The following is a 23784-nucleotide window of genomic DNA, read 5'->3' on the forward strand; positions in this document are numbered from 1 at the left end:
GTCGATCGGAGTTCTTAACTCCCGGTATGAATGCGCCTTGCAGGAACGAATTCCAACTGAGCTACACCCCCGTTGCAATTTTAGATCTTTCGATCGGAGTTCTTAACTCCCGGTATCAATGCGCCTTGCAGGAACGAATCCAAACTAAGCTACACCCATATAGTTTTACATCTTTAGGTAGATGCTTACTTAGAAAGTAAGTGGCGGAACGGACGGGACTCGAACCCGCGACCCCCTGCGTGACAGGCAGGTATTCTAACCAACTGAACTACCGCTCCATTGTCATAGGTTGTTTAGCCACTTTCCTATAAGTGGTGGGTGTGGAGAGGTTCGAACTCCCGACATTCGCCTTGTAAGGGCGACGCTCTCCCAACTGAGCTACACACCCGTTGCAATTTTAGATCTTTCGATCGGAGTTCTTAACTCCCGGTATCTATGCGCCTTGTAGGAACGAATCCTAACTGAGCTGCACACCCATCTTGATGATGGTATTACTTACCTACTCTATCAAAAGTAAGTGGCGGAACGGACGGGACTCGAACCCGCGACCCCCTGCGTGACAGGCAGGTATTCTAACCAACTGAACTACCGCTCCATTTTCATAGGTTGTTTAGCCACTTTCCTATAAGTGGTGGGTGTGGAGAGGTTCGAACTCCCGACATTCGCCTTGTAAGGGCGACGCTCTCCCAACTGAGCTACACACCCAATCTGATTTAGCCTTTAATGGTGCCGCCACCAAGAGTCGAACTCGGGACCCTCTGATTACAAGTCAGATGCTCTACCAACTGAGCTATAGCGGCTAAACGCTAATTTTAAGTTGTCTCACTTACTAACCAAGGTTATTAAGTGATGGTGCCGCCACCAAGAGTCGAACTCGGGACCCTCTGATTACAAGTCAGATGCTCTACCAACTGAGCTATAGCGGCAAATTGTATACGCAGGATATTTTAAGCATCTGTTAAGATGGTGCCGCCACCAAGAGTCGAACTCGGGACCCTCTGATTACAAGTCAGATGCTCTACCAACTGAGCTATAGCGGCTAAAATATCTTTCTTTTTTCATCCTTTCGGACTTCAACCAAATTTTGGTGCCGCCACCAAGAGTCGAACTCGGGACCCTCTGATTACAAGTCAGATGCTCTACCAACTGAGCTATAGCGGCATTACTCAAATTTTGGTCGGGACGGCAGGATTTGAACCTGCGACCACTAGCACCCCATGCTAGTGCGCTACCAGGCTGCGCTACGCCCCGATGCAAACAAAGACTGTGTCGTTGTCAGCGGGTGCGTATATTACTATAACGAATTGAAAAGGGAAGACTTTTATTCATTTTTTTTCAATTTTATGAAGGCATTTTTCGATATCAGATCAATTGTTTAAGGCTTAAACAAATTAACCAGCATTTTCGCTCTTTTAATGCTTAATAAGGGCTTTTTTTGCTCATTTAATACTCAGGCGCCCTCTTCAGTTTCCAATGCCTTAAAGGCCGTGTGGTGAGCTTAGACACAAAAAAACCACCCGTAGGTGGTTTTTTTTAAGATCTAACAAGTTAGTCCTGCATGTAGCCTTCAACTTTCGACTTGAGTTTTTGCCCTGGTCGAAAAGTTACAACGGTACGCGCAGTAATAGGAATTTCTTCCCCTGTTTTCGGGTTTCGCCCAGGGCGTTGACTTTTTTCTCTGACTTCAAAGTTACCAAAGCCAGACAGTTTGACTTGCTCACGTTCAACGAGAGATTGGCGGATGGCTTCAAAGAAACCTTCTACTAGGTCTTTCGCGTCTTTTTTACTTAACTCGACTGAGTCGACTAAGTTTTCGGCTAAATCAGCTTTCGTCAACGATCCCATAGGTTTATCCCCTTACTACTGCGCCTAACTGTTCAGATAAGGCCTGCACTGTTAACTCGACAGAGTTGTTTACTTCTTCATCACTAAGAGTGTGTGAAGGATGCTGCCACGTCAAGCCCAAAGCAACACTTTTTTTCGTTTCATCAATACCTTGGCCTTGATAAACATCGAAAACAAGTACATTTTTCAGAGCATCGCCCGCTGCCGACTCAATCACTGCTTTCAACTCTCCAACAGGCACAGTACGATCAACCAATAAGGCTAGGTCACGACGCACTTCTGGGAATTTAGAAACTGCTTTATATTGAGGCAACTGAGCATTGAGTACCGCATCAAGTGCAATATCAAATAGGTAAAGCGGCTGGTTAGCCCCTAACTCTTTAGCAAGTTGCGGATGCAGTTCACCCATTACACCAACAAATTCGCCATTTACCATAATATCGGCAGAGCGACCTGGGTGAAGGAAAACACAATCAGAACGCTGGTAGCTAGGCTTGCCACCATTGTTCAAGTCAAATAATGCTTCCACATGGGCTTTCAGGTCATAAAAGTCCACTTTTTCACTCTTATGATACCAAGCTTCAGGGTGGCGGCTGCCCGCAATCAGACCCGAAATTTGCAGTTGCTGATCCAACTCATCTAACGCGTCTACAGAACCAATAAAGCGACGGCCAGTTTCGAAAATACGAACACGGCTTTGCTGGCGATTTTGGTTATGCAAGTAAGCTTTCACCAAACCAGGCACCAGGCTTGGGCGCATTACACCCATATCCGCTGAAATTGGGTTAGCCAGTGGTACAGGTTCAATTTCAGGCAAGAACTGCTTGCTTAAATTAGGGTCAATGAAACTATAAGTCACTGCTTCTTGGTAACCTTGAGAAACCAAAATAGAACGCAAGTTCTGAATAGCCGTTTTACTTTCAGACTGCGGCGTGAAGTTAACAGCGGCTTTTGGCATTGCTGATGGCAAGTTATCGTAACCATAGATACGAGCCACTTCTTCAATCAGATCCGCCTCGATGGTGATATCAAAGCGGTGTGATGGCGCTTTAATTGTCCAAGACTCATCTGTTACTTCCAACATGTCTAGCCCTAGTCGAGTTAGAATGTCGGTTACTAGGTCTTTATCGATCGATACAGCAAGGTACTGGTCTAGCTTTTGGCGGCGTAAAGTCACTTGTACCGCACTTGGCAAATCACCTTCGCTAACAGTATGAGTAATAGGGCCAGCACTGCCGCCAGCAATCTCTAATACCAATTGAGTTGCACGCTCCATGGCTTTTTCTTGTAGGCTAGCATCGACACCACGCTCATACCGATGAGACGCATCCGTATGCAGGCCATAAGAACGAGCTTTACCCGCAAGAGTAAGCGGCGCAAAGAACGCACTCTCTAAAAAGATATCTTGCGTCTCTTGGTTTACACCAGAGCCTTCGCCCCCCATAACACCAGCAATCGCTAATGGGCCCTGCTCGTCTGCGATCAGTAACGTGTCTTCTCTTAGCGCTACCTCTTGGCCATCGAGTAGAACAATTTTCTCTTCGGCTTTGGCATTTCGAACAACGACAGAACCATTTAGATTAGCAAGATCAAACGCATGCATAGGCTGGCCAAGTTCGATCATCACATAGTTGGTGATATCAACTATGGGGTCAATCGAGCGAATGCCACTGCGACGAAGCTTCTCAACCATCCACAATGGCGTCGTTGCCGCCACGTTTACACCACGAACAACACGACCAAGGTAACGAGGGCAACCTTGAGTAGCTTCAACTTTTACATCAAATGTGTCTGTAATACTGGCCGCTACTGGGCTAACCTCAACAGGCGTTAAATCTGTTTTGTTTAATACACCCACTTCACGAGCAAGACCCGCTAAGCTCAGGCAATCGCTGCGGTTCGGTGTTAAATCAACATCAATAATAATGTCGTCTAACGTTAGGTAGTCACGCAAATCTTGACCTGTTGGCGCAACACTTGGTAATTCCATGATACCGTCATTGTCTTCACTAATACCCAGCTCAGACGCAGAACACAGCATACCAAAGGACTCAACCTGACGTAGCTTAGCTTTTTTGATTTTAAAATCGCCGTCTAATACCGCGCCAATTTTTGCAAAAGGAATCTTAATGCCGGCACGTGCATTGGGAGCACCACAAACAACCTGAAATTCTTCAGCACCATCAGAGACCTTACACACTTGCAGTTTATCTGCATTCGGGTGTTGTTCGGCACTGATAATTTCACCCACGACCACGCCAGTAAATTGCGAAGCAACGGGCAACACTTCATCTACTTCTAAACCCGCCAGAGTAATTTGTGCTACCAAATCATCACTACTGATATTTGGATTGACCCACTCTCTTAGCCAATTCTCACTAATTTTCATAACAATATCCTAGGTTGACGGTTTAGTTGAACTGCTTAAGGAAACGCAAATCGTTTTCAAAGAACATACGCAGATCGTCTACCTTGTAGCGCAACATAGCAAAACGCTCTACTCCCATACCAAAGGCAAAGCCAGTGTATTTTTCAGAGTCAATACCTGACATTTCCAACACTTTAGGGTGTACCATGCCGCAACCCAGTACTTCTAGCCAAGACTCTTCACCCTTGCTGTTCGTACGCATGATATCCACTTCAATAGAAGGCTCTGTAAACGGGAAGTAACTTGGGCGAAAACGTACTTTTACATCGTCTTCAAAGAACACATTTAGAAACTGTTGTAAGGTGCCTTTTAGATCTGCGAAAGAAATATTTTCATCGATCAACAACCCCTCTACCTGATGGAACATAGGTGTATGCGTCTGATCTGAGTCACAACGATACACACGGCCAGGACAGATAATACGAATCGGTGGCTGAGTTTGCTCCATAGTACGCACTTGAACCGGTGAAGTATGGGTTCTTAGTACCGTATTAGGATTAAAATAGAAGGTATCCTGCATCGCACGGGCTGGGTGATGAGCCGGGATATTAAGGGCTTCAAAGTTATGGTAATCGTCTTCAATTTCTGGGCCTGCCGCCACATCAAAGCCAATTCCACGGAAAAAGTTTTCAATACGATCCATAGTACGGGTAACAGGGTGTAATCCACCCACTTCTTGCCCTTTACCAGACAGGGTAATGTCTATGGTTTCGGTTGCTAGCTTGGCATCCAATGCCGCTTTTACCAAAGCCTGCTTACGCTCAGTAATTTTTTCCTGAACTTGAGCTTTTGCTTCATTTACCATTTGACCAAACTTTGGTCGATCTTCTGCTGAAACGTTACCAAGCTGTTTCAACAATGCTGTGAGAGCCCCCTTTTTCCCTAAGTAATGCACTCGCACATCATCCAGGGCGGACTCACTTTCAGACGCGGCTACTGCGCTTAGCGCATCAGCGAGAATCTGCTGTAGGTTCTCCATTTTCATACTCCAAAAAATAAAATAGGGGAAGAGCGTTGGCTCTTCCCCTATTAAAGACTGCTTTGAATGATGCGTTTCAAGATATTCTCTTGCACAACGTTATCACCCTAAGGCTACGTCAGAAATTAAGCCAAGCTTGCTTTCGCTTTTTCAACGATTGCAGCAAAAACTTCTTTCTCATACACAGCTAGGTCAGCAAGTACTTTACGGTCGATCTCGATTGCTGCTTTTTTCAAGCCAGCAATGAAACGGCTGTAAGACATACCATTGATACGTGCAGCCGCGTTGATACGAGCAATCCACAATGCGCGGAATTGACGCTTACGCTGACGACGGTCACGGTATTGGTACTGACCAGCTTTGATAACAGCTTGTTTAGCTACACGGAATACACGGCTACGTGCACCGTAGTAACCTTTAGCTTGTTTTAAAATCTTCTTGTGACGGCGACGAGCCTGAACACCACGTTTTACGCGAGGCATAATATAAACCCTATACTAATAAATTAATGAACTAAAAAATGATACTTAGATGTATGGCAACATGCGTGTGATTAACGCTTTGTCGCTTTGCGCTACTTGGTTCAAAGAACGAAGATGACGCTTACGCTTAGTCGATTTTTTAGTCAAGATGTGACTAGTATGAGACTGCTTATGTTTAAAACCATTCGCGGTACGTTTAAAGCGCTTAGCAGCGCCGCTGTGTGACTTAATTTTGGACATGATAAAACCACTCTCGCATTCGTTAATGTTAATGTGTGCTTAATAACTGGGTTATTTATGCATCACTTCTTCTTTTTGGGGCCTAGCACCATAGTTAATTGGCGACCTTCCATTTTCGCAGCTTGTTCAACAGTACCGTATTCATCGAGGTCTGCAGCGACACGATGCATAAGTTGCATTCCAAGCTCCTGATGGGCCATTTCACGACCGCGGTATCTAAGCGATACTTTGGCCTTATCCCCGCCTTCAAGGAAACGTATCAGGTTGCGGAGTTTTACCTGATAATCCCCTTCCTCCGTCCCTGGACGGAATTTCATTTCTTTTACCTGGATTTGCTTCGCATTTTTCTTTTGAGCAGCTTTTGCTTTCTTTTGCTCAAAAACATGCTTGCCGTAGTCCATAATTTTGCAAACAATTGGATCTGAATCAGCAATTTGCACTAGGTCAAGACTCGCCTCTTGAGAGGCTTTAAGCGCTTCCTCTATCGATACAACACCAATTTGCTCACCATCAGCAGCGATTAAACGTACTTCAGTTGCTCGAATGTTCTCATTGATTAGAGGGCGCTGCTTGCTAGCACTACGCCCACGATTCATATTACCTTTTATAACGATATCTCCATTTATTGTTTACGGCTACGGCGAGCGACTTCTGTTTGAAGCAGTTCTTCAAATTCGGAAACACTCATCACCCCTAGATCTTCACCGGTGCGAGTACGAACAGCAACTTGTTGTTGTTCGACCTCTTTATCACCAACGACAATCATGTAAGGGATGCGCTGAATTGTATGCTCGCGAATTTTAAACCCGATCTTCTCATTTCTCAAGTCTAGTTTCGCTCTAAAGCCGTTTGAATTTAATCTTTTTTCTAAATCAGCACAGTATTCGGCCTGACGATCTGTGATATTCATGATAACAACTTGTTCGGGCGCTAGCCAGACAGGGAAAGAACCTTCTGTCTCTTCGATCAAAATACCAATAAATCTTTCTAGTGACCCAACAATCGCACGGTGCAACATCACCGGTGCTTGGCGCGAACCGTCTTCCGCAACAAACTTAGCATCTAGACGAGTCGGCATAGAAAAGTCGACTTGCATTGTACCACACTGCCAAACACGACCAATGGCATCTTTTAGGGAAAATTCAATCTTAGGACCATAGAAAGCGCCCTCGCCTGGTAACTCTTCCCAATCTAGATTGGCTGCATCCAACGCATCAGCCAAGGCTTTTTCAGATTTATCCCACACTTCATCTGAACCCACGCGCTGCTCAGGACGAGTCGACAAGCGATAAATGATATCGGTGAAACCAAAGTCACTGTATACATCATGCAATAAATCAATAAATGCCGATACTTCTGATTGTATTTGGTCTTCTGTTGCAAAGATATGTCCGTCGTCTTGTACAAAGTTACGTACACGCATAATGCCATGCAATGCTCCAGAAGGCTCATTACGGTGACAAGAGCCAAACTCAGCCATACGGTATGGCAGGTCACGGTAACTCTTAAGGCCCTGGTTATAAACCTGAACATGGCAAGGGCAGTTCATTGGTTTAATGGCATAGTCTCGGTTTTCCGAGTGCGTGGTAAACATGTTTTCATGATACTTACCCCAATGCCCTGACTTTTCCCAAAGCACACGATCAACAACCTGCGGTGTTTTTACTTCGTTGTAGCCATTATCTAACTGTTTCTTACGCATGTATTGCTCAACAGTTTGGTAAAGACTCCACCCTTTAGGGTGCCAAAACACCATACCTGGCGCTTCTTCTTGAACATGGAATAAATCTAGTTTTTTGCCCAACTTACGGTGATCGCGCTTTTCCGCTTCTTCAATGCGAGTCAAGTAGGCTTTTAGCTCTTTTTTGTCATTCCAAGCTGTGCCATAAATACGCTGCAACTGCTCGTTATTTGAGTCACCGCGCCAATAAGCACCCGCTAACTTCATCAATTTAAAATGACGCAATACGCGCGTGTTGGGCACGTGAGGGCCACGACACATATCCATATATTCTTCATGGTGGTATAAACCAACCTGAGTCACAGAGTCGTCCATATCGTCGATCAAAGCGACTTTGTAATCTTCACCGCGTTCAACAAACTGTTGGCGAGCTTGGTCGATCGGAGTCATTTTTTTCACTACGTCGTAATCGGTTTTCACCAATTCTGCTATACGCTTTTCAATTGCGGCCATGTCTTCTGGTGTGAATGGGCGCTCATAAGCGATGTCGTAATAGAAACCTTCGTCGATCACAGGACCAATGGCCATTTTCGCTTCTGGAAACAATTGCTTAACAGCATGCCCAACAAGGTGAGCAAATGAGTGACGAATAATCTCCACTCCTTCCGCGTCCTTCCCTGTCACTATGCTCAAGGTTGCGTCTTCGTTGATCATTTCACAGGCATCGGCCAATTCGCCGTTAATGCGCCCTGCGATGGTCGCTTTCGCAAGACCAGGACCAATATCTAAAGCAACATCCATGATACTAACTGGATTTTCGAATGAGCGTTGACTGCCGTCCGGTAAAGTAATTACAGGCATTTTTTTGATTCCCCTTTTTTGGAGTCAGTGGTGCTCCATACCAAAGAGCACATGTAAATTTCAAGCGCCTAAACTAACATTTATTGCTTTACCATGCGACCACAATTTGAGCCAATATGAGGTTTCAGACTCAAGTACGAATTTATTGCAATTTATTCACCACAAGCCATAGACATTCCTGCTGTGCAAGGTAAAATTGCGCTCCGTTTCACAACAACTTGCTTCAACACTCAAAAGGCTCTATGGACTCTCAACTTCTAGACGATTACTGCATTGATACTACTCAAGCAGAACCTGACTTATTATTAGAATTGGTCGAAAAAACGTATTCTGATATGGGCTACCCAAACAAGCTGTCTGGAAAAACCATTGGCCGTACTTTGAAGCTGTTGTCTCGTCTCAAGCAACCTAAGCGCGCTTTGGAAATCGGTATGTTTACAGGCTATTCTGCCCTTTCTATTGCTGAAGGCATGTCTGCAGACGGCACATTAATCTGCTGTGAAACCAACCCAAGAGCCATTGAGTTTGCACAATCGTTTTTTGATCGCAGCCCACATGGCCACAAAATCACCCCTATTTTCGGCCCAGCTTTAGACACTATCAAAGATCTGGAGCCTGGCTTTGACTTGGTATTCATCGATGCTGATAAGCGCAACTACCTGAATTATTACGAGGCGGTCGTGCCGCTTGTAACATCTGGCGGGCTTATCATTATCGACAACTCTCTTTGGCAAGGACGCGTCCTTGACCCAAAAGAAGACAGTGATATTGCTGTTAATCAAGTCAACCGCTTAATTGCGCAAGACAACCGCGTTGAAAATGTTCACCTGAACGTACGCGACGGTCTAAATCTAGTCGTTAAACATTAATTTTTTAATTCATTGCCGACCAACCTACTCACAGTTTTGTGAGCGGGTTCGTCGTGCTATTTACAGATAGTAAGGAAGAGGCAGCGATTTTGGTCGTTTTTAAAATCACAAATAACATTACTGGCAAACACTATATTGGCACATCATTCAATAGTGGATTCCAACGCTTTGAGCAATACGTTGAAGCAACCAACGAGGGCCTTGAATTCCCTTTGTATGATGACATTCGTGAGCACAGCGCTCAGGCATTTACTGTTGAAGAGTTATTTGAAACTCAAGACAAAGAAGAGCTTTACGAGCTAGAAAAAGACTACATTTCTATCTACAACGGTATTAGTTTGCGCGGCTACAAGATAGCCCAATCAGCTGAGAAAAACGCACCTTTAAGCTTTGGCAAAAAAGCGATGTTTGACTCAAACGGCGTATCAACAACAGAAGCACCGAAGAAAACCCGCAAAAAAACCGCAACGAGCGCAACTAAAAGCGTCGAACTGCCTAGCAAAAGCCTGACAGAGACCAAACCGACAACAAAATCTTTCTTTGGTGAATTAATCAGCGAAGAACGCTTAGATGCTCCTGCTGAGCCAGCACCTAAGGCAAAAAAGACACCTACGCGCACGCGCAGTAAAGCCAGCATACAAAAAATGCTAAACGAAGCAGAACGCACAGCCAAAAAAGAGCGTGAAGAAAAACTAAAAGCTCAGCAACAAGCAGAAGCGGAAGAAATGGCCATGATCATGGCAAAAATTGATGTAACCTCAAAAGCCGCCTCATCCGCTTTTCGACGCCGTAAAGGCTAGCTTACTGCAAACACAATATAAAACCCCGCAAGGTGAAAGCCTTGCGGGGTTTTATATTTTTCAGCACTTAATTAGATTTTGGCTAAGCTCGTGCTTTTTTTAACGTTTCAGAGATCATAAACGCCAACTCAAGAGATTGATCTGCATTCAGGCGAGGATCACAATGAGTATGGTAACGGTCAGCAAGATCGGCCTCTGTTACCTCAAACGCCCCACCGACACATTCGGTCACATTCTGCCCCGTCATTTCGAAATGCACGCCACCTGGGTAGCTGCCTTCTGCGTTATGAACCTGGAAGAACTGCTGCACCTCTTTTAATACATCGTCAACACGGCGAGTTTTGTACCCCGTTGAAGCCTTAATTGTATTACCGTGCATAGGATCACAGCTCCACACTACCTGCTTACCTTCGCGCTGAATAGCCTGCACCAATTTCGGCATACCATCAGCAACTTTGTCAGCCCCCATGCGAACAATAATATTCAAACGACCAGGTTCATTCTCCGGGTTAAGGATGTCACACAAACGCACTAGGTCTTCAGGGTCCATAGAAGGCCCAGCTTTCACACCAATTGGGTTTTTAACTCCACGCAAGAATTCCACATGAGCGCCGTCTAGCTGACGAGTACGATCACCAATCCACAACATATGTGCAGAACAGTCGTACCAATCACCCGTTAAGCTGTCCTGACGAGTCAAGGCTTCTTCATAAGGTAGCAATAAAGCTTCGTGAGACGTGTAGAATTCCGTCTCTTTGAATTGGCTAATCCCAGCCCCCAAACCACAAGCTTCCATAAACTGAAGTGCATCGTCAATTTTCCCTGCCACACCTTGAAAACGACTACCCGCAGGACTGTTATTCAAAAAGTCTAGGTTCCAGCGATGAACCTGATGTAAGTCAGCAAAGCCACCTTGCGCAAAAGCACGCAGCAAGTTCATAGTGGCAGAACTTTGATTGTACACCTGCACAAGACGCTCAGGGTCTGGCACACGAGCCTGCTCGGTAAATTCAATACCATTAATAATATCACCACGATAACTTGGCAATTCAATACCATTAACGATTTCGGTATCTGCAGACCTTGGCTTAGCAAATTGACCGGCCATACGTCCTACTTTTACAACAGGACATTTACCAGCATAAGTCAATACAACCGCCATTTGCAGCATAACCTTAAAAGTGTCACGAATATTATTGGCATGAAACTCTGCAAAACTTTCCGCACAATCGCCACCCTGTAGCAAGAATGCTTGCCCTTGCGACACCTGCGCTAAAGCACTTTTTAATTGACGCGCTTCCCCAGCAAAAACAAGTGGTGGCATTTTTTGCAATTTAGCTTCTACTGCCGCTAACTGCTCTGCACTAGGATAAAGCGGCTGCTGTAACGCCGTTTTATTTCTCCAACTTGTTAAACCCCATGTTTCCATAATCATTCACTACCTATTATTTTTGTAACTATCTGTTGCACCCTAGCGAGCGACAACCCATAAAATTTGTGCATCTTTCGTAGATAAAGACACCACTGCGTGACCCATGGTGGCATCATAATACACACTGTCGCCTTCTTTTAATTCAATTGGTTCATAGAGCTCAGAGAAAAAATTAATTTTACCCTCTAACACCAATAAAAACTCTTCGCCATCATGGCGCACCCATTCTTTAAACTCATCAAAAGACTTAGCCCTTACGGTTGTTTTAAAAGGCACCATTTTTTTCTTACTGATTGAGAAATTAAGTAACTCGTGCTCATAGGTGGCCGTTGGATGAGGCTCTCCTTTCCCTTTGCGAGTAATGTCTCTGCGCCCAGCTATGGAAAATTCACTAGACTCCACAAACAGCTGTGGCAAATCCATCCCCAAGCCTTTAATCAGCTTTTGCACTATGGCGAAACTAGGAGACACTTGGTCGTTTTCAATTTTAGATAAGGTTGAACGCGCAATACTGGTACGCTTACTGACTTCTTCCAGTGTCCAACCCTTCGCTAAGCGAATTTCTTTAACCCGTTTACCTAACTCTAAGGGCTCAACAAAACGGTCAGGATCAGACGCTGTTGCCGTTTCTAATGACGGTCGACTTACCATACTTCACCTATTCCTTTCACACCGTTTTAAATAACAATACGCGTGCGTTTTATCAATTAAATACTGCTTTATTACTTCGCCAGAGGGGACATAGCCGCCTCGCAGCGAGACAAGTCAAACCCTTTGGCCTGCACACTTGCACACAAAGAAGAATAATCCTCTCCCGCCGCATTTTTCAGCAACACCCATACAACAGAGGAACGAGTGCCAGTACGACAAAAAGCCAAAGTTTTCTTATCTTGGTCAATAGCAATGGATTGTCTCACCACGTGATCTTGTGACAATGCCTTAAGGTCAATGGCATTTTCAACATACTCTAAGTCCAAAGCTTCTGCTTGCTCGCGCAAAACGGCGGCTGTCGGTTGATCTTCTACTTCGCCGTCTGGGCGATTATTAATAATACGCTCAAAACCTAACTCTTTTAAACGAGGCAAATCCTCTGCATAAATCTGTGGCGCTACAAAGTATTGCTCTTCTAGCATAGTCGGTTCATTCATCACACTCTCCTCTTGATATTAAGAACGGTAAAGCACTTTAATTAAATGAAAACCAAATTGTGTTTTTATAGGGCCTTGCACCTTTAACAATGGTCCATTAAACACGGCTCGATCGAAAGCTGGCACCATATCGCCTTTACGAAACTCCCCAAGATCCCCGCCCTTCTTACCAGAAGGGCATATAGAGTACTGTTTTGCTAACTTATGGAAGTCGCCACCTTTATCAAGCTGACTTTTAATTTTTTCTGCTTCCGGTTTGTTTTTCACCAAAATATGACAAGCACTCGCCATGGCCATAACTGTCTACTCACTCGCATCAAATAATTACCCATTTTAACGCATTTACCATGATAAAATCAGGATAAATTCATGGTTACCTACCACTCTTATTGTAAGGCTGTTGTTACATGTCTAATCATTTACAAATTAACGAATTATCTTTCTTACTCGTCGAACCCTCTGATACACAGCGCAAAATTATTACTCAAGCATTGCACAGCGCGGGCATTCAACAAATAGAATACGCCAGCAGCATCGCTACAGCACTAGACTGTTTGAGCGACTTCCCACCTGACCTTGTTATATCCTCAATGTATCTACCAGATGGCACAGCAGACAACCTATTAGACCAAATACGAAGCAACCCAGATACCGAAGAGCAATGCTTCATTTTGATCTCAAGTGAGCGCAACCGCGAGCATCTTGAGCATTTACGTCAATCAGGCGCATTAGCTATTTTACCCAAGCCTTTTGATATGAAAGACTTACAGCGCGCCATTAACGCCACCCTCGACTTAATCCGCGAGGAAGACATAGAGCTCGAATTATTTGAGCCAGAAAGCCTTCGTGTTTTGGTTACAGACGATAGCAAGATGGCTCGCAAACACATTAGTAAAACCCTGAATGTCATGGGTATCGATAACATCCTTTACGCTGAAAACGGCAAAGAAGCACTAGAGCAATTAAGCCTGAACAACTTCGACCTTGTGATCACGGACTACAACATGCCAGAAATGGACGGCATAGAGCTCACAGAAACCATTCGCAACCATCAAGAATTCTCCCACCTTCCAATATTAATGGTCAGCTCAAACGCAGACCAAAGCGAACTTGCCAATGTTGCCCAACAAGGTGTTGACGCCATCTGCGGTAAACCGTTTGAACCCCAAACCATTCGCCAGCTATTGATTAAAATCCTTAACGACCAAGGGTAAAACAAAAAAGGGCCTCAATTATGAGGCCCTTTTTTTATATCTAATCAGTTTGCTTAATGCGCCGACAAGAGAGCCTCGACAATGGGTTGATTTGCCTCTGGAAATCGATAATCAAGCAATTGATTAACCATAACCCATTTTACTTCTTGACCTTCTTTACCCACAGGCTCACCCAAAAACTCTTTTACTAAAAAAAAGTCTAACTTAACCTGCTTATCGCCATAGTCATGAGCAATTGTTTGAAATAACTGACATGATTGCACTTGGATTTCACACTCTTCATGCAATTCTCTACATAGAGCTTGCTCTGAGCTTTCTCCCTTATCACACTTGCCACCAGGAAACTCCCATAAACCACCCTGATGCTGATCCGCCTTACGCAGTGCTATAAACACACTATCGTCGCGCATAATGATGCCAGCTGCCACATGTACTTGCTTCACGTTCTATAATCCGCATTGATAGTGACGTATTCATGGGAGAAGTCAGTAGTCCACACAGTGTCAGAGGCATCCCCTTCACCAAGATCGATGACAATGTGGATTTCTTCTGGTGCCATAGCTTGCTGACCAAGCTCTTCACTGTAAGCGGGAGACAAGCCCCCTTCTCGGGCAATCTCCACACCATTAATGTGTAGCTGCACCTTATCAACATCTAAGCCTGCAACGCCAGCTCGACCCACTACCGCAAGAATACGCCCCCAGTTAGGGTCAGCCGCATACAAGGCAGTTTTCACTAACGGTGAATGCGCCACTTCAAAAGCAATTTGAGTAGCGTCGGATTCTTGCTTCGCTCCCGCCACTTCCACAGTAACAAACTTGGTCGCCCCTTCGCCATCACGCACGATGGCATGAGCGAGGTCCTGCATGACTTTTTCAAAAGCCGTAACAAAAGCTTGCGCTAATGGCTCATCCAGGGACTGGATCATCTGATTACCCGCTTTACCGGTCGCCACTGCCACACAAGAGTCGTTTGTAGAAGTGTCGCTGTCTACTGTTATGCGGTTAAAGCTTTTATCTGTAGCGGTTTTTAAGAGGCTCTGCAAAAGAGCTTGCTCAATCGCAATGTCAGTAAAAACATAACCCAACATAGTAGCCATATTCGGGCGAATCATACCTGCGCCCTTAGAAATGCCCGCCACTGTGTAGGTGTTACCCTCAAACTCAAAAGACTGAACTGCACCTTTTGGTAGTGTATCAGTTGTCATAATGCCTTCACCAGCCGAACGCCAATCGTCCACACCTAGATTTGCTAGGGCTTCAGGTATCGCCTCCACAATTTTTTCAACCGGTAAAGGCTCACCAATCACACCCGTTGAAAACGGCAACACAGCACTGGCGTTAACCGAAGTCTGCTGTGCTAGAAAATCACAAGTTTGCTGGGCCGTTTCTAAGCCTGGCTTGCCTGTTCCTGCGTTGGCATTGCCCGTATTAATTAATAGATACCTTGGGGCTTCTAGTTGTAGGTGTTTTTGACAAAGTCGTACAGGGGCTGCACAAAAAGCATTTTGCGTGAAGACCCCTGCAACTGAGGCGCCTTCAGACAACTCAAACACCACCAAGTCTTTTCGATTTGGCTTTTTAATACCTGCTTGAGCAATACCAAAGCGCACCCCTTTTATTTCAGGAATCGCTGGGAAATCCCATAATCCAACAGCCATGTCTTTAACCCTTATTAAACTAACTTACCGTGACAATGCTTATATTTTTTGCCAGAACCACAAGGACATAACTCATTACGACCTACGCGAGGTACTTCCTGACCATCGGAAGCTGCTTCAGAATCAGTCGTTTCGCCTTCTGGCAAAGCACGAGACATACTCATACGAGTTTTCTGTTCTTGCTGACGGCGGGCCTCTTCGATTTTCTCAGCTTCTTCTGCCGACTGCACGTGAACACGAGTGATCACCTGAACCACCTCAAATTTGATCTGCTCCAATAGACTTTGGAACAGCTCAAAGGCTTCACGTTTATACTCTTGTTTAGGGTTTTTCTGAGCGTAGCCTCGTAAATGAATACCCTGACGCAGCATATCCATCGTTTGTAGGTGCTCTTTCCATAGGGTATCCAATACTTGTAACAGAACCTGCTTCTCAAATTGACGCAGAGGCTCTTCACCAGCTACTTGCTGTTTATTTTCGTAATCAGCAATGAAGTTATCTAGAATGCGCTGACGCAATGGCTCTTCATAGAGTTTCTTGTCCTCTGCTACCCACTGAGAAATAGGCAGTTCCAAGCCAAACTCGTTACGAATTTTTTCTTCTAAGCCTTCAAGATCCCACATATCAAAAATACTTTGCGGCGGGATAAACTCATCAATAATACCTGCTACCACTTCTTCACGCATGGCTGAAATGGCATCAGACAAGTCATCAGAGGTCATCATTTCATAACGCTGACGATAAATAACCTGACGCTGATCATTAGCAACATCATCGTACTCAAGCAATTGCTTACGAATATCGAAGTTGCGACCTTCCACCTTACGCTGAGCTTTTTCAATGGCGTTTGACACCATTTTATGCTCGATCGCCTCGCCTTTTTCCATGCCCAGCGCCAGCATCATTTTCTTAATGCGCTCAGACATAAAAATACGCATCAGGTTGTCTTCAAGGGATAAGTAGAAACGCGAAGAACCTACATCACCCTGACGACCTGCACGACCACGTAGCTGATTATCAATACGGCGCGATTCATGTCGCTCAGTACCAATAATATGCAAACCACCTGCGGCTAACACAGCCTCGTGACGTTGCTGCCAGTCGGCCTTTTGTGCTTCAATTTGCTCTTGCGTCGCATTTTCGCCTAGCTGAGCAATTTCAACCTGAACGTTACCACCCAACATGATGTCTGTACCACGGCCCGCCATATTGGTTGCGATGGTAACCGCACCAGGACGACCCGCTTCCGCAACAATTTCCGCTTCGCGCTCATGCTGCTTGGCATTCAATACGTTGTGTTTGATCTTCTTCTGGTTTAAGAAGTTTGACAGTAATTCTGAGTATTCAATCGACGCGGTTCCCACAAGAATGGGGCGACCTTGAGCAACATGATCTTCAATGTCTTTAACAATGGCCTCAAATTTGTCCTGTGTGGACATGTAGATCAGATCATTGAAGTCTTTACGCTGTACAGCGCGGTTAGTTGGGATAACCACCACAGACAAGCTATAAATTTGCTGAAATTCGAAGGCTTCTGTATCTGCCGTACCTGTCATACCAGACAGCTTTTCATACAAACGGAAGTAATTCTGGAAAGTAGTCGAAGCAAGAGTTTGGCTTTCTGCTTGAATTGTTACCCCTTCTTTCGCCTCTACCGCTTGGTGAATACCCTCAGACCAGCGACGACCTGCCATAGTACGACCCGTATGCTCATCTACAATGACAATTTGGTCACCTTGAATAACATAGTCAACGTTCTTCTGGAAAATCACATGGGCTTTCAAACACGCATGAACATGATGCAATAAGGCCAGATTACCTGCTGCGTAAAGGCTATCCCCTTCTTGCAGCATTTCTTGTTGAACCAACCAATCTTCAACAAAAGAGTGGCCTTCTTCCGTTAATTCGATGCTTCGCTGAGACTCATCAAATACATAGTGGCCGGTTTGCTCTGCCTCTTCGTCTTCGCTCTCTTCTTGTTTCACCAATAAAGGAGCAAGTTCATTAATCTTGCGGTATTGCTCTGAGCTGTCTTCAACAGCGCCAGAAATGATCAAAGGCGTACGCGCTTCGTCAATTAAGATGGAGTCAACTTCGTCGACCACTGAGAAGTAAAGATCACGCTGTACACGATCTTCCAAACGGAAAACCATGTTGTCTCTTAGGTAGTCAAAACCAAACTCGTTGTTGGTACCGTAGGTAATGTCACACAAGTATGCGGCTTTTTTCTCGTCCCTTTCTTGACCCGAGAACACCACACCGACACTCATGTCTAAAAATTCGTACAGCGGACGCATCCAGTTAGCATCACGCTTGGCCAGGTAATCGTTCACGGTAACTACATGAACACCTTTGCCCGTTAAAGCGTTCAAATATACAGCCAAGGTTGCCACTAGGGTTTTACCTTCACCGGTACGCATCTCGGCAATTTTGCCTTCGTTTAGCACCATGCCACCGATTAACTGAACATCAAAGTGGCGCATCCCCATCACACGCTGACTGCCTTCACGAACGACCGCAAAAGCTTCAGGCAATAAGGCATCTACTGTTTCGCCTTTTGCTAATCTTTCGCGAAACTCATTGGTTTTAGCTGTTAGAGCGTCATCAGATAATCCTTTGATGGTCTCTTCAAACTTGTTTATTTGCGCAACAACTTTTTTATAACGTTTTACTTCTCGGTCATTCTTAGTACCGACGATTTTCTTAATTACATTTCCCAACATCTTGAATTCAACGTAGCCAATTAGTAATAAATAGAGTCTATCATGGTAATGTGTGACAAAACATGAAATATCAAGGGTTTAAATACAAAAAAACCAGGCAAAATGCCTGGTTTCTGATAAACCTGTCGATTATTTGAACAGATTAAGCACCAACTAATACAGAGTCCGTATAAGAGATCGCAGATTCTTGAGATTCATCTTCAAAAGCAACGTATTCCCAAGCATCTTGTTGCTCTAATAAAGCCAACAGAAGCTTATTGTTAAGAGCATGACCAGACTTATAAGCCTTGTATTCGCCGATCAAACAATGACCAAGCAGGTATAGATCACCAATGGCATCTAATACTTTATGGCGCACAAGCTCATCACGGTAACGAAGACCTTCATCGTTCAGTACACGATAATCATCAAGCACTATGGCGTTATCCATGTTGGCACCACGAGCTAGGTTATTATCTTTAAAGTACTCAAGATCTTTCATAAAACCAAAAGTACGAGCACGGCTAATCTCTTTCACGAAAGTCGTTGTGGAGAAATCAAAAGAAGTTCTTTGAACATCTTCACCGATTGCTGGGTGCTCAAAATCAATCTCGAAAGACAAACGGAAACCGTTATGAGGCTCAAGAGTGGCGAATTTGTCGCCATCTTCAACGCGGATAGGCTTCTTGATTTTGATGAATTTTTTAGGTGCGTTCTGCGCCTCAAGACCTGCTGACTGCAACAAGAAAACAAATGGGCTTGCACTGCCGTCCATCAATGGGATTTCACTTGCGCTCACTTCTACATAAGCGTTGTCGACCCCGAGGCCAGCCATTGCAGAAAGCAAGTGTTCAACGGTACTAACCTTCACATCATCTTGACATAAAGCCGTTGCAAAATTTGTTGAGCCAACTGCTCGTGCATCGCCGTGGATTTCAACAACTGGATCCAGGTCAGTACGAACAAAGACAATACCTGTGTTGACAGGCGCCGGCTTCAATGTCAAATACACCTTCTCGCCGGAATGTAAACCCACTCCTGTCGCGCGAATAATGTTTTTTAATGTGTGTTGACGTACCATGATATTCCTACAATTTAATTACATGATATTACTATTTGATAAATAATATCAATTACGTGATTTTTATACAATTCGCCACGTATACTTTGCATCTTTTTTACTCAAACTAGTCAGCTTGTCGACGCAAAAACGCAGGAATGTCCAAATAAGATAACTTATCGCCACCGGACGCTGAGTTTGACTCAGTTGAATCACTCGCTTCAGCTTCAGGAGCACTCTCTACTGTTTCACTTCTAGCACTTTCTACGGGTGCTGCTACTGGCTTAACGACTGCAGCAGGTTGAGCAACTTCTTCCACGACTCGCTCTACCTTAGAAGCAACAGGTTGAGAAGATACTACCGACTCTCCCATGGCGGATTTCATTTCCACACCTGGACGCCCTTCTAATCCTGTCGCCACGACGGTTACACGCATTTCATCACCAACACTTGGATCAATCGCGCAACCAATCACTACGGTTGCATCTTCCGATGCGTATTCTTCAATGATGCCACCCACTTCTGTGAACTCAGACAGTCCAACCTCTTCGTTAGCGGTGATGTTAACCAACACACCACGGGCACCTTTTAAATTAATATCTTCTAATAATGGGTTGTGAATTGCGGCTTCTGCTGCAACACGCGCTCTGTCTTCGCCTGCGGCAGAGCCTGTTCCCATCATTGCCAAGCCCATTTCTGACATCACAGTACGCACGTCTGCGAAGTCAACGTTGATAAGGCCAGGACGCATGATCAAGTCAGTAATACCTTGAACAGCGTTGTATAAAACATTGTTCGCTTCACCAAAAGCCTTCAGCAATGAAATGTTTTTACCAAGCACTGGTAACAATCTTTCATTAGGCACTGTAATTAATGAATCGACATTATCGCGTAATTCTTTAACACCTTCGTCAGCTACTTTTGCACGACGACGACCTTCAAACGGGAATGGGCGAGTAACGACAGCGACAGTCAAGATACCTAATTCGCGAGCTACCTTAGCAATCACAGGAGCTGCACCTGTACCTGTACCACCACCCATACCAGCAGTAATGAAGACCATATCCGCACCACTTAAAAGCTGGGTAATTTTCTCTTGGTCTTCTAGGGCAGAATCTCTACCTACTGCAGGATTCGCCCCAGCACCCAAGCCTTTGGTGATGGCTGAACCGAGTTGCAAAGAAACGCCCGTATCAAATCCTGTTAATGCTTTCGAGTCGGTGTTGGCACAAATAAATTCAACACCCTCTAACTGGTTATCCAGCATGTGACGGACTGCATTACCGCCACCGCCACCAACGCCAATCACTTTGATTACGGCGTTTTCAGATAAATTTTCATCGGCTAAATCAAAGACGTTCATGAACCTGTTGCTCCTTAATTAATTCTTTCATTCCTGATTAAATATGATCAGCGAACCAGTTTTTTAACTTCTGCCATGCCTTCGGTACACTGAAGGATGGGCTGGCTTCGTTGTTAATCATTCCTGAAACTTCACGTTTATTTTGCGCCTTCGTCATTGTCGGTTTGGTCGGAGCGGAAGGCACTTCTACCTCTTTGCTTCCGTAAGCCAATAATCCAACGCCTGTTGAATATATAGGGTTATCGACAATGTCAGACATTCCTTTAGCATTATCTGGTGCCGCAAGGCGAACCGGCATCTGAAAAATCTTTTCAGCTAGCTGGGAAGCGCCTTCCATTAACGACGTACCACCAGTAATGACAATACCTGCAGGGATTCTTTCAGCAAATCCACTGCGTCTTAATTCATCTAAAACTAAATTGTAAATTTCTTCATAACGCGCCTCGACCACTTCCGTCAAAGCGTGTCGTGAAATTGATCTTGGCTGTCTATCCCCAACACTGGGCACTTCCAATACCTGATCAGAAGATGCCATTGAAGACATAGCACAAGCGTATTTCACTTTAATCTCTTCGGCGTGCTGTGTCGGAGTCCGCAGCGCCATGGAAATATCATTGGTCACTTGATCCCCAGCAACGGGAATAACAGCGGTATGATGTAATGCGCCATCAATCCAAACAGCTATATCAGAGGTGCCCGCACCAACATCCACCAAACATACGCCTAATTCTTTTTCATCGTCACTTAAAGAGGACTCACTAGAAGCTAACTGAGATAAGATGACGCCATCAACGCCTAATTGACAACGCTGAATGCACTTTTCAATATTCACGATAGCATTCAAAGCACCAGAAATAAGATGAACGTTCGCCTCTAAGCGCACCCCAGACATACCAAGGGGATCTTTAATCCCTTCTTGGGAGTCAATGTGATACTCCTGGGGCAACACGTGCAAGACACGCTGATCAGATGAGATAGGAACGGCCTGAGCCGCATCAATTACCCTATCAATATCTTCACGTTCAACTTCGCCACCTTTTACCGCCACGATACCGTGGGAATTTAGGCTGCGAATATGGCTACCTGCCACACTGACGTAAACTGAGTGGATATTGCAGCCAGCCATTAGCTCTGCTTCTTCAACAGCTCGCTGGATAGATTGCACAGTAGACTCAATATTAATGACGACTCCGCGCTTCATTCCTTTGGAAGGATGCGAACCAATACCGACAATCTCTAAACTGCCGTCAGACTGAACCTCGCCTACCAAACAAATGACTTTTGATGTACCTACATCTAACCCAACTATCATTTCACCGTCCCGGTATAATGTGCTGTCAAAACCTCACTCCAAACAAAACTTAGCAACAAACAGGCCAATTTTTACTCAACTTCCTTCCAACCCACGGCTACCCCATGAGGATAACGAGCATCAACGGAAGTTATCCGGCCTATTCTACCTGATAAATCACTTTTATACACCGTGATAAAGCGTTGTAAACGCTCTAAAATTTCCTCTCTGCCTAGCTTTACCTGCAAACCGTTGCCAAAGGTGACACTCCAAGCTCCACGAGCCTCTAAAGATAATGTAACGATTCGTAAATCTCCGCCTGACAACACCTGGCTGATCAAACCAAACTGTTCTAGTACGACATCACTAGAGCCTTCAGGCCCATACAAATGAGGAATCGGCAAATCGGGAATAGAAGACGGCACAAAGGTCACCGCCTTAGTGGAAATTAATTGCCCCTCTTGCCAGTAGGCCAAAGGAGTATGTTCTTCAACGATAATAGTAAGCTCATTGGGCCACACTTTACGCACCTGGGCTTTTTCCACCCAAGGAGACGCCTCAACGACAGCAACTAAATCCACAGCAGACAGATCAAACAAACTGGTTCCCAGCAACGAATTAAACTCACTAGCAAGAGCTTGCTGATTGGTGTACTTGAGGTCACCTTCAACGTTTATTTGTTCAATCTGAAACCAGTCCTGCAGGGGGTCGTCATCTTGAAAGGTCGCCACCAAAACCAATAGGATGGCACCAATGAGCGCAGCCAATCTCATGATCAGTTTTGACCTACTTTTTGCCAGGCATTCAAGGCAATTTTCTCAACTAATTGCCCATAACTTAAGCCTGCATGTTGAGCCGACATAGGAACCAAGCTATGAGACGTCATACCAGGCGCCGTATTCACTTCCAGCACCCAAAACTTGCCTTGCTTATCACGCATCACATCCACTCGCCCCCAACCACTACAGCCAAGGGACTCATACGCTTCGAGTGATAACTGAAGCAACTCATTTTCGTCGTCTTCATTCAAGCCGCACGGCAATAGATACTCAGTGTCATCTGCCAGGTATTTGGCGTCGTAGTCATACAGCACATGTTCTTGCGAGGCTTTCAGGCCAATGGCTGGGTATGCCACACCATCAATAATAGACACAGTATACTCAGGCCCATCAACAAACTCTTCAACCAAGATATCAGAGTCATATTGTAAGGCCTGCTCTAGAGCACTTTCTAAGCCTTGTCGATCATCCGCTTTATTAATGCCGATGGTGGAACCCTCATGAGATGGCTTCACAATTAAGGGGTAAGTCATTTGCGATTCAATTTCTGCAATATTCGCTTGCCCTTCAAAAGAAAGGTAGGCGGGCGTTGCGATGCCAATCCCCTTCCAGTAACGCTTAGTCAGCACCTTGTCCATGGCAAACCCTGAGGCTAAAGGAGAACTTCCTGTGTAGGGCTTACCCAACATATTCAAAACCCCTTGCAAGGTACCGTCCTCTCCTTCACCGCCATGTAGTGCAATGAAAGCGAGATCAAAAGAAACGGACTGCAATTGGGCGATGGGGTCTTCCCCACCTCCTGGGCCGTATAAATCTAATGCAACTACCTGATAGCCTTGTTCTGACAAAGCCTTAGCAATCATGTCGCCACTTTGCAGTGACACCTCACGCTCTGCTGAACGGCCACCGTAAATCACCGCGATCACGGCATCCTTTAAAGGCTTCGCCAT

General features: G+C 45.0%; 22 protein-coding genes and 9 tRNA genes. 3 read left to right on the plus strand and 28 right to left on the minus strand.

The window, feature by feature from the left end; genetic code table 11:
• Positions 1 to 201 precede the first annotated feature (201 nt).
• The 16 genes from ACYVGZ_RS08140 to thrS form a co-directional block, all read right to left on the minus strand.
• A tRNA-Asp gene (locus tag ACYVGZ_RS08140) sits at positions 202 to 278 on the minus strand.
• A gap of 34 nt (positions 279 to 312) precedes the next feature.
• A tRNA-Val gene (locus ACYVGZ_RS08145) sits at positions 313 to 388 on the minus strand.
• Positions 389 to 518: 130 nt separating this feature from the next.
• Positions 519 to 595: transfer RNA gene (locus tag ACYVGZ_RS08150), tRNA-Asp, on the minus strand.
• Positions 596 to 629: 34 nt separating this feature from the next.
• Positions 630 to 705, minus strand: a tRNA-Val gene (locus ACYVGZ_RS08155).
• 19 nt (positions 706 to 724) lie between these two features.
• Positions 725 to 800: transfer RNA gene (locus ACYVGZ_RS08160), tRNA-Thr, on the minus strand.
• A 50-nt stretch (positions 801 to 850) separates the two neighbouring features.
• Positions 851 to 926 (minus strand) — tRNA-Thr (locus ACYVGZ_RS08165).
• A gap of 38 nt (positions 927 to 964) precedes the next feature.
• Positions 965 to 1040, minus strand: a tRNA-Thr gene (locus tag ACYVGZ_RS08170).
• A gap of 45 nt (positions 1041 to 1085) precedes the next feature.
• Positions 1086 to 1161 (minus strand) — tRNA-Thr (locus ACYVGZ_RS08175).
• Between the two features lie 13 nt (positions 1162 to 1174).
• Positions 1175 to 1251: transfer RNA gene (locus ACYVGZ_RS08180), tRNA-Pro, on the minus strand.
• Between the two features lie 297 nt (positions 1252 to 1548).
• On the minus strand, positions 1549 to 1845 hold the full coding sequence (locus tag ACYVGZ_RS08185; RefSeq protein ID WP_460753775.1) for an integration host factor subunit alpha: 297 nt from the start codon (positions 1843 to 1845) through the stop codon (positions 1549 to 1551).
• 4 nt (positions 1846 to 1849) lie between these two features.
• Positions 1850 to 4234: a phenylalanine--tRNA ligase subunit beta gene (gene pheT / locus ACYVGZ_RS08190; protein WP_460753778.1), complete on the minus strand. Its 2385-nt coding sequence runs from the start codon at positions 4232 to 4234 to the stop codon at positions 1850 to 1852.
• A 22-nt stretch (positions 4235 to 4256) separates the two neighbouring features.
• Positions 4257 to 5252, minus strand: coding sequence for a phenylalanine--tRNA ligase subunit alpha (gene pheS, locus ACYVGZ_RS08195; RefSeq protein WP_460753781.1), 996 nt, complete (start codon positions 5250 to 5252; stop codon positions 4257 to 4259).
• A 125-nt stretch (positions 5253 to 5377) separates the two neighbouring features.
• On the minus strand, positions 5378 to 5734 hold the full coding sequence (gene rplT / locus ACYVGZ_RS08200; protein ID WP_226752880.1) for a 50S ribosomal protein L20: 357 nt from the start codon (positions 5732 to 5734) through the stop codon (positions 5378 to 5380).
• Positions 5735 to 5779: 45 nt separating this feature from the next.
• A complete protein-coding gene (gene rpmI, locus ACYVGZ_RS08205) occupies positions 5780 to 5974 on the minus strand; it encodes a 50S ribosomal protein L35 (RefSeq protein ID WP_460753785.1) in 195 nt (64 codons plus the stop codon).
• 62 nt (positions 5975 to 6036) lie between these two features.
• Positions 6037 to 6570 (minus strand): translation initiation factor IF-3, encoded by a 534-nt coding sequence (gene infC / locus ACYVGZ_RS08210; RefSeq protein ID WP_460753788.1) that lies wholly within the window; start codon positions 6568 to 6570, stop codon positions 6037 to 6039.
• 26 nt (positions 6571 to 6596) lie between these two features.
• On the minus strand, positions 6597 to 8516 hold the full coding sequence (gene thrS / locus ACYVGZ_RS08215) for a threonine--tRNA ligase (RefSeq protein ID WP_460753791.1): 1920 nt from the start codon (positions 8514 to 8516) through the stop codon (positions 6597 to 6599).
• A gap of 242 nt (positions 8517 to 8758) precedes the next feature.
• Here thrS and ACYVGZ_RS08220 point away from each other — a divergent pair, with 242 nt between their 5' ends.
• Both ACYVGZ_RS08220 and ACYVGZ_RS08225 read left to right on the plus strand, forming a co-directional pair.
• Entirely contained in the window at positions 8759 to 9385 is a 627-nt protein-coding gene (locus ACYVGZ_RS08220; RefSeq protein ID WP_460753794.1) for an O-methyltransferase, read from the plus strand.
• Between the two features lie 53 nt (positions 9386 to 9438).
• Positions 9439 to 10185 carry a GIY-YIG nuclease family protein gene (locus ACYVGZ_RS08225; protein WP_460753797.1) on the plus strand — a complete coding sequence of 249 codons (747 nt, stop codon included), beginning with the start codon at positions 9439 to 9441 and terminating at the stop codon, positions 10183 to 10185.
• An 82-nt stretch (positions 10186 to 10267) separates the two neighbouring features.
• Here the strand turns inward: ACYVGZ_RS08225 and ACYVGZ_RS08230 are convergent, their stop codons facing one another.
• The 4 genes from ACYVGZ_RS08230 to ppiC form a co-directional block, all read right to left on the minus strand.
• Positions 10268 to 11614: a class II 3-deoxy-7-phosphoheptulonate synthase gene (locus ACYVGZ_RS08230; RefSeq protein WP_460753800.1), complete on the minus strand. Its 1347-nt coding sequence runs from the start codon at positions 11612 to 11614 to the stop codon at positions 10268 to 10270.
• Positions 11615 to 11656: 42 nt separating this feature from the next.
• Positions 11657 to 12268, minus strand: a complete 612-nt coding sequence (locus ACYVGZ_RS08235) for a helix-turn-helix domain-containing protein (RefSeq protein WP_460753802.1) — start codon at positions 12266 to 12268, stop codon at positions 11657 to 11659.
• A gap of 71 nt (positions 12269 to 12339) precedes the next feature.
• A complete protein-coding gene (locus tag ACYVGZ_RS08240; protein WP_460753805.1) occupies positions 12340 to 12765 on the minus strand; it encodes a protein tyrosine phosphatase family protein in 426 nt (141 codons plus the stop codon).
• Between the two features lie 18 nt (positions 12766 to 12783).
• Positions 12784 to 13062, minus strand: a complete 279-nt coding sequence (ppiC, locus tag ACYVGZ_RS08245) for a peptidylprolyl isomerase PpiC (protein ID WP_460753807.1) — start codon at positions 13060 to 13062, stop codon at positions 12784 to 12786.
• Positions 13063 to 13172: 110 nt separating this feature from the next.
• Here ppiC and ACYVGZ_RS08250 point away from each other — a divergent pair, with 110 nt between their 5' ends.
• Positions 13173 to 13979, plus strand: a complete 807-nt coding sequence (locus tag ACYVGZ_RS08250) for a response regulator transcription factor (protein ID WP_460753810.1) — start codon at positions 13173 to 13175, stop codon at positions 13977 to 13979.
• A 53-nt stretch (positions 13980 to 14032) separates the two neighbouring features.
• Here ACYVGZ_RS08250 and mutT read toward each other — a convergent pair whose 3' ends face one another.
• The 8 genes from mutT to ACYVGZ_RS08290 all read right to left on the minus strand — a co-directional run bounded on the left by mutT (position 14033) and on the right by ACYVGZ_RS08290 (position 23784).
• Entirely contained in the window at positions 14033 to 14422 is a 390-nt protein-coding gene (gene mutT, locus ACYVGZ_RS08255; RefSeq protein WP_460753812.1) for an 8-oxo-dGTP diphosphatase MutT, read from the minus strand.
• Positions 14419 to 15639 (minus strand): bifunctional glutamate N-acetyltransferase/amino-acid acetyltransferase ArgJ, encoded by a 1221-nt coding sequence (argJ, locus tag ACYVGZ_RS08260; protein ID WP_460753814.1) that lies wholly within the window; start codon positions 15637 to 15639, stop codon positions 14419 to 14421. Before argJ ends, mutT begins: the two co-directional genes overlap by 4 nt.
• 14 nt (positions 15640 to 15653) lie before the next feature.
• Positions 15654 to 18362 carry a preprotein translocase subunit SecA gene (gene secA / locus ACYVGZ_RS08265; protein WP_460753817.1) on the minus strand — a complete coding sequence of 903 codons (2709 nt, stop codon included), beginning with the start codon at positions 18360 to 18362 and terminating at the stop codon, positions 15654 to 15656.
• 142 nt (positions 18363 to 18504) lie between these two features.
• Entirely contained in the window at positions 18505 to 19422 is a 918-nt protein-coding gene (lpxC, locus tag ACYVGZ_RS08270) for a UDP-3-O-acyl-N-acetylglucosamine deacetylase (protein WP_460753820.1), read from the minus strand.
• A gap of 106 nt (positions 19423 to 19528) precedes the next feature.
• Positions 19529 to 20764 (minus strand): cell division protein FtsZ, encoded by a 1236-nt coding sequence (gene ftsZ / locus ACYVGZ_RS08275; RefSeq protein ID WP_460753823.1) that lies wholly within the window; start codon positions 20762 to 20764, stop codon positions 19529 to 19531.
• A 37-nt stretch (positions 20765 to 20801) separates the two neighbouring features.
• The gene (ftsA, locus tag ACYVGZ_RS08280; RefSeq protein ID WP_460753826.1) at positions 20802 to 22076 is read right to left on the minus strand and encodes a cell division protein FtsA; all 1275 of its coding nucleotides are present in this window, start codon (positions 22074 to 22076) and stop codon (positions 20802 to 20804) included.
• A gap of 71 nt (positions 22077 to 22147) precedes the next feature.
• Positions 22148 to 22828, minus strand: coding sequence for a cell division protein FtsQ/DivIB (locus ACYVGZ_RS08285; RefSeq protein WP_460753829.1), 681 nt, complete (start codon positions 22826 to 22828; stop codon positions 22148 to 22150).
• 2 nt (positions 22829 to 22830) lie between these two features.
• Complete coding sequence (locus ACYVGZ_RS08290) at positions 22831 to 23784, minus strand: D-alanine--D-alanine ligase (RefSeq protein ID WP_460753832.1); 954 nt, start codon at positions 23782 to 23784, stop codon at positions 22831 to 22833.

It is taken from the genome of Marinomonas epiphytica (assembly GCF_054780655.1).

What these genes read in the sequence shown, in the direction of transcription:
- ACYVGZ_RS08185 (WP_460753775.1), bottom strand. Translation starts at nt 1,845, where the DNA reads ATGGGATCGTTGACGAAAGCTGATTTAGCCGAAAACTTAGTCGACTCA.
- pheT (WP_460753778.1), bottom strand. Translation starts at nt 4,234, where the DNA reads ATGAAAATTAGTGAGAATTGGCTAAGAGAGTGGGTCAATCCAAATATC.
- pheS (WP_460753781.1), bottom strand. Translation starts at nt 5,252, where the DNA reads ATGGAGAACCTACAGCAGATTCTCGCTGATGCGCTAAGCGCAGTAGCC.
- rplT (WP_226752880.1), bottom strand. Translation starts at nt 5,734, where the DNA reads ATGCCTCGCGTAAAACGTGGTGTTCAGGCTCGTCGCCGTCACAAGAAG.
- rpmI (WP_460753785.1), bottom strand. Translation starts at nt 5,974, where the DNA reads ATGTCCAAAATTAAGTCACACAGCGGCGCTGCTAAGCGCTTTAAACGT.
- infC (WP_460753788.1), bottom strand. Translation starts at nt 6,570, where the DNA reads ATGAATCGTGGGCGTAGTGCTAGCAAGCAGCGCCCTCTAATCAATGAG.
- thrS (WP_460753791.1), bottom strand. Translation starts at nt 8,516, where the DNA reads ATGCCTGTAATTACTTTACCGGACGGCAGTCAACGCTCATTCGAAAAT.
- ACYVGZ_RS08220 (WP_460753794.1), top strand. Translation starts at nt 8,759, where the DNA reads ATGGACTCTCAACTTCTAGACGATTACTGCATTGATACTACTCAAGCA.
- ACYVGZ_RS08230 (WP_460753800.1), bottom strand. Translation starts at nt 11,614, where the DNA reads ATGGAAACATGGGGTTTAACAAGTTGGAGAAATAAAACGGCGTTACAG.
- ACYVGZ_RS08235 (WP_460753802.1), bottom strand. Translation starts at nt 12,268, where the DNA reads ATGGTAAGTCGACCGTCATTAGAAACGGCAACAGCGTCTGATCCTGAC.
- ACYVGZ_RS08240 (WP_460753805.1), bottom strand. Translation starts at nt 12,765, where the DNA reads ATGAATGAACCGACTATGCTAGAAGAGCAATACTTTGTAGCGCCACAG.
- ppiC (WP_460753807.1), bottom strand. Translation starts at nt 13,062, where the DNA reads ATGGCCATGGCGAGTGCTTGTCATATTTTGGTGAAAAACAAACCGGAA.
- ACYVGZ_RS08250 (WP_460753810.1), top strand. Translation starts at nt 13,173, where the DNA reads ATGTCTAATCATTTACAAATTAACGAATTATCTTTCTTACTCGTCGAA.
- argJ (WP_460753814.1), bottom strand. Translation starts at nt 15,639, where the DNA reads ATGGCTGTTGGATTATGGGATTTCCCAGCGATTCCTGAAATAAAAGGG.
- secA (WP_460753817.1), bottom strand. Translation starts at nt 18,362, where the DNA reads ATGTTGGGAAATGTAATTAAGAAAATCGTCGGTACTAAGAATGACCGA.
- lpxC (WP_460753820.1), bottom strand. Translation starts at nt 19,422, where the DNA reads ATGGTACGTCAACACACATTAAAAAACATTATTCGCGCGACAGGAGTG.
- ftsZ (WP_460753823.1), bottom strand. Translation starts at nt 20,764, where the DNA reads ATGAACGTCTTTGATTTAGCCGATGAAAATTTATCTGAAAACGCCGTA.
- ftsA (WP_460753826.1), bottom strand. Translation starts at nt 22,076, where the DNA reads ATGATAGTTGGGTTAGATGTAGGTACATCAAAAGTCATTTGTTTGGTA.
- ACYVGZ_RS08285 (WP_460753829.1), bottom strand. Translation starts at nt 22,828, where the DNA reads ATGAGATTGGCTGCGCTCATTGGTGCCATCCTATTGGTTTTGGTGGCG.
- ACYVGZ_RS08290 (WP_460753832.1), bottom strand. Translation starts at nt 23,784, where the DNA reads ATGGCGAAGCCTTTAAAGGATGCCGTGATCGCGGTGATTTACGGTGGC.